Here is a 13587-nt window from a genome sequence, read left to right as displayed (position 1 = left end):
CGTACGGGCGGCGGATGCACAAGCGTGGAGGCCGCTTCATTCGTTCTTCAGCCCGACCTGCTTCGACAGCTTTGCGTAGCGGGCGAGTTCAGCCGCCATGAAGGCGCGGAACGCGGCAGGCGTGCTCGACTGCACGTCGATGCCCAGTGCCGCGAAGCGCTCCAGGGTGTCGGCGTACTCCAGCGACTTGCGCAGCGTGGCGTTCAGGCGGTCGATGATCGGCGCCGGCGTCTTCGCCGGGACTACGGCGCCCCACCAGGTCACCATGTCGAAGCCGGGCACGCCGCTCTCGGCGACCGTTGGCACGTCCGGAGCAAGAGGCGTGCGTTTCGCACTGGAGGCGGCGAGCGCACGCAGCTTGCCGCTCTTCACATGCGCGGCCGCCACCGGCGGGCTGGCGAACACGAAATCGATCTGTCCGCCGAGCAGGTCGGTGACCGACTGTCCGGTGCCCTTGTAAGGCACGTGCAGCAATTCGATGCCGGTCATCAGCCGCAGCAACTCGGTGGTCAGATGGGCCGGCGTGCCGCTGCCGCCGGTGCCGTACTTGATGGCACCCGGTTTCGATTTCGCCAGCGCGATCAGCTCCTGCACGTTCTTCACGGGCAGCGACGGGCCGACCACCAGCAGCGTCGGTCCGGTGGCGAGCAGCGTGACGGCTTCGAAGTCGCGCATTACGTCGTAGCCGAGCTTCGGGTAGATGTGCGGATTGATCGCCAGCGGCGCGATGTTGGCCAGCAGCAGCGTATAGCCGTCTGGCGCCGAACGCGCCGCGATCTCGGTGCCCAGGCTGCCGCCGGCGCCCGGACGGTTGTCGATCAGCACCGGCTGCCCGAGCTGTTCGGCGAGGCGGTTGCCCAGCGCACGCGCGACCAGGTCGGACGAGCCGCCGGGCGGGTAGGGCGCGATCCAGCGCACCGGCTTCGCCGGCCAGGCCTGCGCCAACGCCGGCAAGGCCGGCAGCAGCAGGGCTGCCGTGGCGAGTGCGAACTGGTACCTGTGCGCCGATCGCTTCGGCCGCAGCGACGTCGTGGGGGTCGGGCGGATCATGTCAGTCAATTCGCGCACCGATTTCCTTCACCAGCGCAGCCCAGCGCGGGGTGTTGACCTTCATGTAGTCGAGCATCTCCTGTGGCGAGGTCGCGGTCGCGCGATCGGATCCGCCGTTGTTCGCCAGCCGGTTCTGGAAGTCGGCCGACTCGAGCAGGCGCACCGTTTCGGCGTTGAGCCGGGCAACGATCGCCGGTGGTGTCTTCGCCGGAGCGAACAGCCCGAACATCACCGAGGCTTCGTAGCCCTTGCTGCCTGCGGCCTCGTCCACCGTCGGCACGTCCGGCAGCAGCTTCGAGCGCGTGGCGGTCGTGACGCCCAGCGCGCGCAGCTTGCCGGCGCGCAACTGCGGCAGCGAGGTGCCGATGCCGGAAAAGTAGATCGGTACATGGCCACCGAGCGTGTCGATCAACGCCGGCCCGCCGCCCTTGTAGGGAATATGCGTCATCTTCAGGCCGAACTGGCGGTTGAACAGTTCGCCTGCAAGCTGGCTGATGCTGCCTGCGCCGAACGAGGCGAACGACAGCTGGCCGGGGTTCTTGCGCGCGAGGGCGATCAGGTCCGGCAGCGTCTTCACCGGCAGCACCGGGTTGACCACGATTGCCAGCGGGACCTCGGCGACCAGCCCGACCGGCGCGAAGTCGGTGAAGGTGTCGTAGGGCAGCTTCGCGAAGAAGGACGGATTCAGCATGTGCGAGGTCACGCTGTGGAACATGATCGTGTAGCCGTCCGGGGCGGCGCGGGCCACGGCCTCGGCCCCGATCACGCCGTTCGATCCGCCTCGGTTCTCTACCACCAGTTGCTGGCCGAGCGCCTGCCCGAGCGGTTCGGCGAGGATGCGGCCGACGATGTCGGCACCGCCGCCAGGCGGCCAGGGAATCACCATCCGCACCGGTTTCACCGGCCAGCCTGCGGCCGGCTGCGCGAGCGCGCAGGCGGCGGGCGCAGCCGCGAGGACGGACATCAGGCAAAGCGCTGCTGGGTGCGGCTGTGTCATTCGGGGTTTCCTCCGGGCGGTGGGATGGACGCTGTGCGTCGCGGTTCTGTTCGCTGGCATCGGCGATTTGTCCGTACCTTTTGTCCGGTCATTTTAGGCGGGCGGGGATCGGGTCGCAACCGCGGCATGCCTTGCGTCACCGGCTGCCTGGCTGCCGGTATGTCCGCGCGTGGACGCGCAGCCGCTGCCAGTTGGCGGCGAACGCTGCGGCGAGGTCCGGGTTCCCGCGCATGACCAGCACATTCTCGGCATTCCTGCGCTGGGCGGCATAGGTGAAGTTGTAGCTGCCGGTGACCAGCACGGCCGCCGGGGTGCCGGCATCCACGATCATCACCTTGTTGTGCGCGCTCGACTGCTGCGGGTCCAGCCACACGGCGACACCATTGCGCGCGAGGTCCGCCAGCACGCTGCCCTCGAGCAGTCGATCCTGCCGGTCGTCTGCCAGTACCTCGACATGCACGCCGCGCCGGTGCGCATCGACCAGCGCGCGCGCGATGCGTTTGTGCGTGAAGCTGAATGCCTGGACCAGTACCTGCTGCCTGGCCTGCCCGATCACGCCGATCAGGATCTCGTCCACCGGGTCGCCCGGGGTGAAGGCGACCTGCACCGTACCGGTCGCAGCGAACAGCCGCGACTGGCCGTGCACTGCATGCCCGTCTGCCGCAGCGACCGGCCAGGCCAGGGTGGCCGACAGCAGGCAGCCCAGGAGCGCCGGCACGCCCGTCTTGCGCGCGCGCGGATGCATCGCCGCGTTCAGGCCTTCGCCCGTTCCAGCACCGCCGCGAAGAAGCCGTCGGTGCCATGCCGGTGCGGCAGCATCTCGAGGTACGGCCCGGTGTCGAGCGCGATGCCCAGCCCGGCCAGTACCTCGCTCGCCGGCCGCAGCGAGAATGCCGGGTTCGCGGCAAGGAAGGCTTCGACCACCGCGCGATTCTCCTCGTCGAGCAGGCTGCAGGTCGCATAGACCAGCCGGCCGCCCGGCTTCAGCAGGCGTGCTGCACTGGCCAGGATGGCGGACTGCTTCGCGGCCATCTCCGCCACGGCCGATTCCGGCTGGCGCCACTTCATGTCCGGGTTGCGGCGCAGCGTGCCCAGGCCGGTGCAGGGCGCATCGACCAGCACCCGGTCGATCTTGCCGGCCAGCCGCTTGACCCGGGCATCGGATTCGTTCGACAGCAGCTGCGGATGTACGTTCGACAGGCCGCTGCGCTTGAGCCGCGGCTCGAAGGCCTTGAGGCGCTTCGCCGAGACGTCGAACGCGTACAGGCGCCCGGTCGACTGCATCAGCACGCCGAGCGCCAGGGTCTTGCCGCCGGCGCCGGCACAGAAGTCGACGATCATCTCGCGCCGCTTCGGTGCCACCAGCTGGGCGAGCAGCTGGCTGCCTTCGTCCTGCACTTCGACCGCGCCCTGGTCGTAAAGCGGGTCGCGCCCGAGCGTCGGGCGACCGTCGATGCGCAATCCGAACGGCGAGTACGGCGTCTCCCGGGCGACGATGCCGCGCGCCTTCAGCTGGGCGATCGCCCCGGTGCGCTCGACCTTCGCGGGATTGATGCGCAGGTCGAGCGGCGCCGGCTGGTTCAGCGCGCCGACCAGGGTTGCCGTCTCGGTTGCGCCGAAGCGGGCGCACAGGCGCTGGTACAGCCAGTCGGGAACATCGAGGACGGTCGCCGGTGACAGCGTGGACGCATCCAGCGCATGGGTGGCGGCCAGCCATTCGCTGTCGTTGCGGCCGATCGCCGGTTCCAGTGCGCGCGCCGACAGGCCGAATACCGATGTCAGTGCGACCAGCACCAGCCGGCGCGGTGTCGGCGCGCGGGCGTCGGCACCCGCCGGGGCCGCGGGGTCCGGCACCAGCGCGGCGCCGTCCAGCTTCGCGAAGGTCGAGGCGTCGATCGCGGGGGCGGCCGCGCCAGCCGGCGCCGGGCCGGGCATGCTCGCCCGCGCATTCAGCGTACGCCAGCGGCGCAGCACTGCGTACATCACCTCGGCGGCGAAGGCCCGGTCGAGCGGGCCCAGTTCGCGCCGGGCACGGAAGAACTGGTGCAGTACCTGGTCGGCCGGCATCGTGAACGCAGAGGCCAGGCCGACGGCCTGGGTGGCGGCATCGATCCGCAGCGGGTTGGGGGAGGGCAGTGCATCCATCGTGGCAGGGGCGGCGGTGGCCGGTCGCGGGCAGGGGAAAGGGCGGAGCAGTTGCCCCGGAAGAAGGGTTGCGGCGCGGGATCAGTCCTGCGCGAGGCGTACCGTGTCGAGGGTCGCGTTCATCGTGCGTCCGTTGCGGTCGGTCCACCGGATGCGCACCGGCAGGTACGGACGATCGGTCGCCAGCCACATATCGTAGCCCTCGTCGCCCGGTTGCGCGCGGACACGCCGAAGATGCCACGTGCGCCAGCCGCCGGCCGGTGTCTCGATGACTTCCTCGGCGACCCGCTCGTAGGCCTGGACATAGACCTTGCGGCCAGTGGTCAGCAGCACGTCGCGGCGACCCTGCTCGATGGGCACGAATGCGAATTGCAGGATCAGTGACAGCGTGTCCTGCGCGCCGGCGTACAGGGCGGCGGTCTGCAACGCATCCGGATAGCCGAAGGTCACCTGCTTCGCCGACCAGTCGAATCGCGCGAATTCGTTGCGCGACTTCGGTCCGCGGTCCATGGCGAAGGCATCCGGCCGCAGGCCGTCGGGCGTGATCCGGCCCTCGCTGGTCTGGACTACGCGCACCCGGCGCAGCAGCCCGACCAGCCCGGTGGTTTCGGCACTCAGGCTGAGCCTGTATGCCTCACCGCTGGCTTCCCAGGCATAGGTGGCGCGCCCGACCGGCGTCGGCGGATCACCGATGGACACCGAATAGTCGAGCCGGCCGCTGTGCGGGAACCGGATGCTGCCGGGCGGCGGGCTGGCTTCTCCTGCGGCGGGTCCGGTCGCGCCGCCAGCATCGGCAACCGCCGCGGCGGTGTGCCCCGGCTGGGCGAGCGGCGCGGCGTCGACCGGTCCGGCGCCCGGCGCAGGCAGCGCGGTGTCGATGGGTCCTGCCCGCGTGGCGGGGACTGGCGCCGGTGCAGGGGGCGCGACACGGTCGGTGGCGGTTGCCTGCGCAGGCGACCGCAGGGCGCGTGCGCCCGGGACTGCGACCGCCGGTGGCAGCAACCGCACCGCCAACTCCTGTGGGAGCGGGACCGCAGGCTCCTGCGTCGGGCCACCCATGCGCAGGGGCTGCAGGGACAGGGTGAACAGGTGCAACACCAGGGATGCGGCAAGCGCCCAGACAAATCCGCGCCGGGGAGACCGGGCGGCCATCCGGTTCACTGACCACCGATCTGCGCCAGCACCTGGTCGAACGTCGCGCCATCGGGTTCGGTCACCAGGATGCGCACCGGGATCATCCCGCGCGCGGCTGCCAGCCAGACCTCCGTTGCGTTGTCGTCCTTCTCGCGCACCCGGCTCACCCGGATCGTTTCGAAGGCCCCGGCCGGCGTGGCCACTGTCTCGCGGCCGGACACGGTGAACCGGTAGCGCGTGACACGCCGCCCGTCGGTCATCGGCGCCTCCCATTCGCCGGCCGGCAAGCCGGGCGGTTGCATGGCGCGCTGCGCGAGGGCGTACGGGAAGCTCAACCGGTCGGTGGTCCCCGGCGGCAGCGCTTCGCCGTCGACCTCGGTGGTATCGGTGCCGGGACGATCGAAACGGATCTGGTTCGTCGCCCAGTCGAAACGCGCACGCTGGAGCGGATTCGCACCGCGCTGGTCGGTGAACTGGTCAGGTCGCAGCCCGGTGGCCGCCACCGTGCCGCGGCTTTCGCGGCGCCACCCCTGGCCGCGCGCCAGCAGCGCAGCCAGGCCTACCGCACGTGCTTCGCTCAGCAGCCGGTAGCCATTGCCGCTGCGTTCGAAGGTTTCCTCGATCCGGGCAATCTCGAGCCCGCTGCGCAGCAGCGAATAGATCAGTGCCAGTCGTGCCGGCAGGCCGTTCCCGGCCTCGGCAGCCTGCGCGCCAGCCGGAAGTGTGCCGAGCACCAGGCTGGCGAAGGCCGAGCCGAGGGCTGCGCGTCTGGCGGTCGAGATCCTGGAACCGTACCGATCCATGGTGGCCGCCATCTACCGGTCGAGCGCCGGTGCGATCAGCGCGCGATCGTTCGCTGCCGCAACCACAACCGTATCTGCATCGGGCGACGGCAGCACGTGCACCCTTGCGCCGTCGATCCGCAGCCGGCCTTCGGCAAACCAGCGCAGCGCCTGCGGATACAGCCGGTGTTCCTGCTCCAGGACGCGGGCCGACAGCGTGTCCTCGGAGTCGTCGGCATCGACCGGTACGGCGGCTTGCACGACGATCGGCCCGCTGTCCAGCGTCGAGGTGACGAAATGGACCGTGCAGCCGTGCAGTCGCACGCCGTCCTGGAGCGCGCGCCGATGCGTGTGCAGGCCGGGATATGCCGGCAGCAGCGACGGATGGATGTTGATCATCCGCCCGGCGTAGTGGTCGACGAAGCCAGCGGTCAGGATGCGCATGAAGCCGGCGAGCACCAGCAGTTGCGGCCGGTGCCGGTCGATCGCCTGCATCAGTGCAGTATCGAACGCGACGCGCGGGTCGGGTGCACCGGCGAACGTGGTGTGGTCGACCACCTCGGTGGCGATGCCGTGCGCGCGTGCGAATGCGAGCCCGCCCGCATCCGGCCGGTTGCTGATGACCGCCGCGATGCGGCAGGGCGGCGCGGACTCGACGATCGCGCGCAGATTGCTGCCACGCCCGGAAATCAGCACGACGATGGATGGCAGCGCGGCGGATTCCATGCCTGGAGACAGCTTCATGCGGGATTGCAGCCGGCTTGCATCAGCGGATCACGGTCTGTGCTTCGCCGCCCGCGCGCGCGCGGATCGTGCCGATGCGGCTCACCGTCTCGCCGGCGCTGACCAGGTGTTCGATCGCGCGCGCGGCATCGGCTGCCGCGACCACCAGGATCATCCCGATGCCGCAGTTGAAGGTGCGGTACATCTCGTCGTCGGCAACCTTGCCGGCGGATTGCAGCCAGCCGAACAGCGGTGGGCGAGGCCAACTGGCGCCGTCGATGTCCGCCACCACGTCGTCCGGCAGCACCCGCGGTACGTTGCCCGGCAGGCCGCCGCCGGTGATGTGCGCCAGCGCCTTCACCGGCAGTGTCGCCATCAGGGCGAGCACCGGCTTGACGTAGATGCGGGTGGGCTCGAGCAGTGCATCGGCCAGCTGCCGTCCGTGGAAGTCGGCGTCGAGGTCCGCAGAGGCATGTTCGACGATGCGCCGCGCCAGCGAGTAGCCGTTCGAATGCAGGCCGCTGGAACCGAGCCCGAGGATCACGTCGCCTGCGGCAACGGTCGACCCGTCGATGATCTTCGATTTCTCGACCACGCCGACGCAGAAGCCTGCAAGGTCGTATTCGCCGGCGACGTACATGCCGGGCATCTCGGCGGTCTCGCCGCCGATCAGCGCACAGCCGGCCTGCTCGCAACCGTGCGCGATGCCGCGCACGACCTCGGTCGCCACCCCGACCTCCAGTCTGCCGGTCGCGTAGTAGTCGAGGAAGAACAGGGGTTCGGCACCTTGCACGAGCACGTCGTTGACGCTCATCGCGACCAGGTCGATGCCGATCGTGTCATGGCGGCCGAGCGCGAAGGCGAGCTTCAGCTTGGTGCCGACGCCGTCGGTACCGGAGACCAGCACCGGCTCTCGGTAGCGTTTCGGCACTTCGAACAGCGCGCCGAAGCCGCCGATGCCGGCGAGCACGCCCTCGCGGCGGGTGCGTGCGGCGAGCGGCTTGATGTTTTCCACCAGCGCGTCGCCCGCGTCGATATCCACGCCGGCGTCGCGGTAGGTCATGCCGGCCGCCCGGGCGGGGGAGGCGCCCGCTGCTGTCCCGGGCGCGGGTATCGCCGCGTCGCCGGGCGTTACAGGATGTTTCTCGTTCAAGGGGGCGGCTCGCAGTTGAGTTCCGGGGGCGGCACGGATAAAGTCCGCGAGTGATTCTACCAAAGCCGCAACCCAGCCCCCGTCCCGTCTGCGGAACCGGCCCCTGTTCCGGGGCCCCGGTCTGCTCGTCGGCTGCCGGGGTGCGCCGCCGCGCGGCGGTGGCGCGATGACGCCGTCGCCCCGCGGGGGCACCGGTCCGGAGATCGGCGCACGCGCTTTCTGGCTGGTGCTGGTCGCGCTGACCGGCTATCTGTTCTACCTGCTGGGGCCGGTGCTCACGCCGTTCCTGCTCGCGCTGATCATCGCCTACATCTTCGAGAAGGTCGTCGCGAAGCTTGCCGCGCGCGGGCTGTCGCGCGCGATGGCGGCCGGGCTCGTGCTGCTGCTGATCATCGTCGCCGCCGTGGCGATGGTGCTTATCCTGCTGCCGCTGCTGCAGCAGCAGTTGGCCCGCATCACCGAGACGATGCCGCGCTTTTTCGAATGGGCGAACGCCAACGTCGAACCGTTGATCGAGCAGCATCTCGGCGTGCAGGTCGAACTCGACCACCTGCGCGCGCTGGTGCTCGAGCAGCTGCCATCGCCGCAGACCGTTGCCGGCTGGGTCGTGCCGTCGCTCGCCAGCGGCGGGATGGCTCTGGTGGGCTTCTTCGTGAACCTGCTCTTGATCCCCGTGGTCGTGTTCTACTTCCTGCGCGACTGGAGCGACATCGTCGCCGAGATCGACCACATGCTGCCGCGCGCCCAGCACGCGATCATCGCGCGGCTGGCGCGCGAAATCGATGCCGTGCTCGGCGAGTTCCTGCGCGGGCAACTCGCCGTGATGCTGGTGATGGCGGCGTTCTATGCGATCGCGCTGTCGCTGGTCGGTGTCGAGTATGCGGTGGCCATCGGCCTGCTTACCGGGCTGATCACGTTCATCCCCTACCTGGGCGCGGTGTTCGGCATCACGCTGGGCACAGTCGTCGCGGTGATGCAGTTCCAGGCGCTCGGGCCGCTGCTATGGGTATGGGGCGTCTTTTTCGCCGGACAGATGGTCGAGGGCTATCTCGTAGTGCCGAAGCTGGTCGGCGACCGGATCGGCCTGCACCCGGTCGTGGTGATCTTCTCGCTGCTCGCGTTCGGGCAGTTGTTCGGATTCTTCGGCGTGCTGCTGGCGTTGCCGGCCAGCGCGGTGCTGCTGGTCTGGCTGCGCTACCTGCGCGGATGCTATCTCGCGAGTCCGCTCTACCAGACCTGAGATGCCGGTTCCGCCGAAACTTGCCGGTACGCTGGTCGGCCCCCTGCCTTTCGGCCGCGGCGAAGACGAGGCGGGCGTCGCGCGCGTGGGCGGCGCGCCGGTCGGCCGGCTGGCCCCGAGCCATCCGCAGGGCGTGCTCGACCTGATCCCGCAGCCGAGCCAGTCATTCGACAATTTCATCGTCGGCGACAACGCGGAACTGGTCGCGCTGCTGCGCGGCGGCGCGTCGTCCGTCGCGGCGCGCTTCTTCTATCTGTGGGGTACGCCGGGTTCCGGCCGCAGCCACCTGCTGCACGCGGTCGCCGGCGGCCCCGACGAGGATGCCCGCGAAGCGCCAGCCGATGCTTCCGGCGCGGCCCGCATCGGCCGCTACATGGACCTGCGCGAGCCCGATGCGCCGCTGGGCATCGAATTGCTGGTCGACAGCCGCGGTCGGCCAGTCACCTGGCTCGCGCTCGACAACGTCGATGCGCTCGATGCCGGGGGCGAGCAGCGGCTGTTCAACCTCTACAACACGGTACGGCAGGAGTACCCCGGGTGCAGCCTGCTCGTGTCGGGGCCGCGTCCGCCCGCCGGACTGGCGCTACGCGCCGACCTGGTGACCCGGCTGTCATGGGGACTCACCTACCAGGTGCATCCGCTGACCGATGCACAGAAGGCTTCGGCGATGTCGGCGCACGCGCGCTCGCGCGGCGCAGTGATCGGTCACGAGGTGCTCGAATGGCTGCTGCAGACGATGCCGCGCGACCTGCCGACCCTGCTGGCGGTAGTCGACTCGCTCGACAGCCATTCGCTCGCTGCCAAGCGCGCGGTCACGCTGCCACTTGCGCGCGAATGGCTGCGCAGCCTCCGCTGATGCCCACGTTACAGGAAAGATGACGCCATGAAACTCGTGCTGTTCGATCTCGACAATACCCTGCTCGCCGGGGACAGCGACTTTGAATGGGGCCAGTTCCTGATCGAGACCGGCGTACTCGACCGCGCCGAATACGAGTCTCGCAACAAGGGCTTCTACGACCAGTACAAGGCAGGGACGCTGGACATCATGGAGTTCCTCGCCTTTGCGCTCGCACCCCTGGCCAGCCATCCGCGCGAGACGCTCGATGCCTGGCATGCCGGGTTCATGCAGCGCAAGATCGCGCCCATGATTCGCGAGCCGGCGCGCGCGCTGGTTGCGCGCCATGCCACTGACTTGCGTGCCGTGGTCACTGCGACCAACTCGTTCGTCACCGCACCGATTGCCCGGGCTTTCGGCATCGAGCACCTGGTGGCGACCGAACCGGAGCAGGACGCGCACGGCCAGTTCACCGGGCGCGTCGCGGGCATTCCCTGTTTTCGCGAAGGGAAGGTATCCCGCGTACAGGCCTGGCTTGCCGGGCTCGACCACGAGTCCTCCGATTTCGACGAACGGTGGTTCTACAGCGACTCCGCCAACGACCTGCCGCTGCTCGAATGGGCGACGCATCCGGTCGCGGTGGATCCGGACGATCGCCTGCGCGCGGTCGCGACGCAGCGCGGGTGGCCGATCCTCGGCCTGCAAGAATGAGCCCGCGCGGCCGGGTGGCGCGCCTCCTCCAGCGCACCGCTACGGCCTGCCACGGGGGCCCCGATGTATACTGCGCCTCCCTGGCCTAACGAAGGCTACAGCCTTCCTTCATGATTCGCTCCTTCCTGCGGCGCGTCTTCGGCAGCCGCGGCGCGCGGCCCGAAGTTCGCAAGGTTCCCCAGATCATCCCCCGCGACCGTCACGGCATCGGCCGCGACCGGATCAGCGCCTGTGCCCTGCGCGTGACCTCGACGCTGCAGGACAACGGTTACAAGGCGTTCGTGGTCGGCGGTGCGGTGCGCGACCTGCTGATCGGGCGCAAGCCCAAGGACTTCGATGTCGCGACCGACGCGACGCCGGAACAGGCCGCAGCGCTGTTCCGGCGCTCGCGCATCATCGGCCGCCGGTTCCGGCTCGTGCACGTGATGTGCGGCCAGGAACTGGTGGAGACCGCAACCTTCCGCGGCGACGGATCGCCGCCGGGCGAGGCCGATCTCGACGCAACGGCCGACGACGCCGGCGATGCGTTCGAGGCTCCGGAGCCGCCGCCGTCCCGAGGGCCACGGTCGTCGCGGCCGCGCCCCGAGTCCGGGCCCGGCACGCGGCAGGCCGACCAGCACGGACGGTTGATCCGCGACAACGTGTTCGGCACCCAGCAGCAGGACGCGGCGCGCCGCGATTTCACCGTGAACGCGCTGTTCTACGATCCGAGGGCCGAGGAGATCGTCGACTACCACCACGGCGTCGAAGACCTGCGCAAGCGACAGATCCGGATGATCGGCGACCCGGCCACGCGCTACCGTGAAGACCCGGTACGCATGCTTCGCGCGGTGCGATTCGCGGCGTCGATCGGCTTCGAGATCGAGGCGTCCACCGGTGCGCCGATCCGCGAACTCGCACCGCTGCTGTCGAATGTGCCGCCGGCGCGGCTGTTCGACGAGATGCTGAAACTGCTGTTGTCCGGTGGCGCCGTCGCTTGCGTGAACCGTTTGCGTCACGACGGCTTGCACCACGGGTTGATGCCGATGCTCGACGTGATCCTCGAGCAGCCGATGGGGGAGAAGTTCGTGATGCTCGCGCTCGGCAACACCGACGCTCGGATCAATTCCGGGAAGAGCGTGTCGCCGGCTTTCCTGTTCGCCTCGCTGCTCTGGCACGAAGTGCTCGCCGCGTGGAAGCGCGGTACCGACGGCCCGCCCGCCGGGCGCGGCAAGCCACCCATGATCGCGCTTGCCGAGGCGATGGATTCCGTCATCTCGCGCCAGGTCGAGCAACTCGCGATCCCGCGCCGCTTCACCGCGCAGATGCGCGAGATCTGGTTTCTGCAGCCGCGCTTCGAACAGCGCTTCGGCCGGCGTCCGTTCCGGCTGCTCGAGCAGGAACGGTTCCGCTCGGGTTACGACTTCCTCCTGCTTCGCTGCGAGAGCGGTGAACTGGACGCGGAGGTCGGTGAATGGTGGACGCGCTTCCAGCGTGCCGGCGAAGCGGAGCGGGAAGAGATGCTGTTGCCGGAGACGTCGGCCGGCAAGCCGAAGCGCAGGCGCAGCCGGAGTGGCCGCGGCCGTTCGCGCGCGGAAGAGGCCGGTTCGCCCGACGGCGCCGGCCCCGTGCCCGCGGGCGGCGGAGCGGGCGGTGATTGATGCGCCCGGGGAGGTCGCCCGGGCCTACGTCGGGCTTGGCGCAAACCTGGGTGATCCGCTCGCACAGATGCGTGCCGCGGTAGCCGCACTCGCGAAACTGCCGACGACCACCGTGGCCGGGGTCAGTTCGGTCTACCGCAGTGCGCCTGTCGGCTACCTCGACCAGCCCGATTTCTTCAATGCGGTGGTCGCGCTCGACACCGGGCTGTCGCCCCAGGCGCTGCTCGACGCGCTGCTGGAGATCGAGCACGAGGGCGGTCGCACGCGCGAGTTCCGCAATGCGCCGCGCCTGATCGACCTCGACCTGCTGCTTCATGGCGAGCGCGTCGTCGATGAGCCGCGGCTGACCATACCGCATCCGCGGATGGTCGACCGTGCCTTCGTGCTGCTGCCGCTCGCCGAACTCGATCCTTGCTGCGTCGTGCCCGGGGCCGGGCCGCTTGAGGCGCTCGCCCGGGCGGTCTCGGCACAGGCGATCGGGCGCATCGGCGCGCTGGCCGCCTGACCGTCCGGCAGAGGCCCCTGCGATGCTGCCAACGCGCTTCCGGTATGTCGTCGTCGAAGGACCGATCGGTGCCGGCAAGACCACCCTCGCGCGGCTGCTCGCCGAGCGCACCGGGGGGGAAGAGCTGTTCGAGAAACCGGACGACAATCCGTTCCTCGCCGGCTTCTACGAAGACCCGCGGCGCCATGCACTGCCGACACAACTGTTCTTCCTGTTCCAGCGCATAGGGCAGTTGCGTGCGATGGCGCAGCGCGACCTGTTCAGTTCGGTGACTATCGCCGATTTCATGCTCGAGAAGGATCCGCTGTTCGCGCGGCTCACGCTGGACGACGACGAGTTCCGGCTCTATCAGCAGGTGTATGGCCAGGTCAGGCCCGAGACGGTTGCGCCGGACCTGGTGATCTACCTTCAGGCGTCGACCGAGCGGCTGGTCGAGCGCGTGCGCCGGCGCGGCATCGGGCAGGAGCGGCGCATCGGCGAGGAGTATCTGGAACGGCTCGCCGCAAGCTACAGCCAGTTTTTCTACCGGTACGATGCGGCGCCGGTGCTGATCGTCAACAGCGACAACCTGAACTTCGCCGACGAGCCGGCGGATTTCGAACTCCTGCTGCGCTGTATCCGCGACATGCGCGGCCCACGCGAATTCATCAGCCGGGGCAGCGCATGACGAGC

14 protein-coding genes are annotated in these 13587 nt (G+C 69.5%); 6 read left to right on the top strand and 8 right to left on the bottom strand.

The genetic code is table 11. The features are described from left to right. Positions 1 to 36: 36 nt before the first annotated feature. The 8 genes from ING98_03105 to purM all read right to left on the bottom strand — a co-directional run bounded on the left by ING98_03105 (position 37) and on the right by purM (position 7894). Complete coding sequence (locus ING98_03105; protein ID MCA3100835.1) at positions 37 to 1050, bottom strand: tripartite tricarboxylate transporter substrate binding protein; 1014 nt, start codon at positions 1048 to 1050, stop codon at positions 37 to 39. 1 nt (position 1051) lies between these two features. Then, a complete protein-coding gene (locus ING98_03100; GenBank protein MCA3100834.1) occupies positions 1052 to 2047 on the bottom strand; it encodes a tripartite tricarboxylate transporter substrate binding protein in 996 nt (331 codons plus the stop codon). Positions 2048 to 2183: 136 nt separating this feature from the next. After that, positions 2184 to 2792, bottom strand: coding sequence for a phospholipase D family protein (locus tag ING98_03095; protein ID MCA3100833.1), 609 nt, complete (start codon positions 2790 to 2792; stop codon positions 2184 to 2186). An 8-nt stretch (positions 2793 to 2800) separates the two neighbouring features. Next, positions 2801 to 4030, bottom strand: coding sequence for an RsmB/NOP family class I SAM-dependent RNA methyltransferase (locus ING98_03090; protein ID MCA3100832.1), 1230 nt, complete (start codon positions 4028 to 4030; stop codon positions 2801 to 2803). A 243-nt stretch (positions 4031 to 4273) separates the two neighbouring features. Then, on the bottom strand, positions 4274 to 5200 hold the full coding sequence (locus ING98_03085; GenBank protein ID MCA3100831.1) for a DUF3108 domain-containing protein: 927 nt from the start codon (positions 5198 to 5200) through the stop codon (positions 4274 to 4276). A gap of 149 nt (positions 5201 to 5349) precedes the next feature. After that, the gene (locus tag ING98_03080) at positions 5350 to 6129 is read right to left on the bottom strand and encodes a DUF3108 domain-containing protein (protein MCA3100830.1); all 780 of its coding nucleotides are present in this window, start codon (positions 6127 to 6129) and stop codon (positions 5350 to 5352) included. 12 nt (positions 6130 to 6141) lie between these two features. Beyond that, positions 6142 to 6819 carry a phosphoribosylglycinamide formyltransferase gene (locus tag ING98_03075; protein ID MCA3100829.1) on the bottom strand — a complete coding sequence of 226 codons (678 nt, stop codon included), beginning with the start codon at positions 6817 to 6819 and terminating at the stop codon, positions 6142 to 6144. Between the two features lie 55 nt (positions 6820 to 6874). Beyond that, entirely contained in the window at positions 6875 to 7894 is a 1020-nt protein-coding gene (gene purM / locus ING98_03070; GenBank protein ID MCA3100828.1) for a phosphoribosylformylglycinamidine cyclo-ligase, read from the bottom strand. A 256-nt stretch (positions 7895 to 8150) separates the two neighbouring features. Between purM and ING98_03065 the strand changes: the two genes are divergently transcribed. From ING98_03065 to ING98_03040, 6 genes are all read left to right on the top strand, one after another. Beyond that, the gene (locus ING98_03065; protein ID MCA3100827.1) at positions 8151 to 9224 is read left to right on the top strand and encodes an AI-2E family transporter; all 1074 of its coding nucleotides are present in this window, start codon (positions 8151 to 8153) and stop codon (positions 9222 to 9224) included. Between the two features lie 109 nt (positions 9225 to 9333). After that, complete coding sequence (locus ING98_03060) at positions 9334 to 10080, top strand: DnaA regulatory inactivator Hda (protein MCA3100826.1); 747 nt, start codon at positions 9334 to 9336, stop codon at positions 10078 to 10080. 27 nt (positions 10081 to 10107) lie between these two features. Beyond that, the gene (locus tag ING98_03055) at positions 10108 to 10770 is read left to right on the top strand and encodes an HAD family hydrolase (protein ID MCA3100825.1); all 663 of its coding nucleotides are present in this window, start codon (positions 10108 to 10110) and stop codon (positions 10768 to 10770) included. 110 nt (positions 10771 to 10880) lie between these two features. Next, entirely contained in the window at positions 10881 to 12410 is a 1530-nt protein-coding gene (gene pcnB / locus ING98_03050) for a polynucleotide adenylyltransferase PcnB (GenBank protein ID MCA3100824.1), read from the top strand. Positions 12411 to 12477: 67 nt separating this feature from the next. Beyond that, positions 12478 to 12915 carry a 2-amino-4-hydroxy-6-hydroxymethyldihydropteridine diphosphokinase gene (folK, locus tag ING98_03045; protein MCA3100823.1) on the top strand — a complete coding sequence of 146 codons (438 nt, stop codon included), beginning with the start codon at positions 12478 to 12480 and terminating at the stop codon, positions 12913 to 12915. Positions 12916 to 12937: 22 nt separating this feature from the next. Then, on the top strand, positions 12938 to 13582 hold the full coding sequence (locus ING98_03040) for a deoxynucleoside kinase (GenBank protein ID MCA3100822.1): 645 nt from the start codon (positions 12938 to 12940) through the stop codon (positions 13580 to 13582). The last annotated feature ends 5 nt before the right edge of the window (positions 13583 to 13587 follow it).

Source organism: Rhodocyclaceae bacterium, assembly GCA_020248265.1.
In the GTDB taxonomy this organism is placed as follows: domain Bacteria; phylum Pseudomonadota; class Gammaproteobacteria; order Burkholderiales; family CAIKXV01; genus CAIKXV01.
Note: the sequence above shows the minus strand (reverse complement) of the source record. Positions and strands in the feature narration are given on the sequence as shown.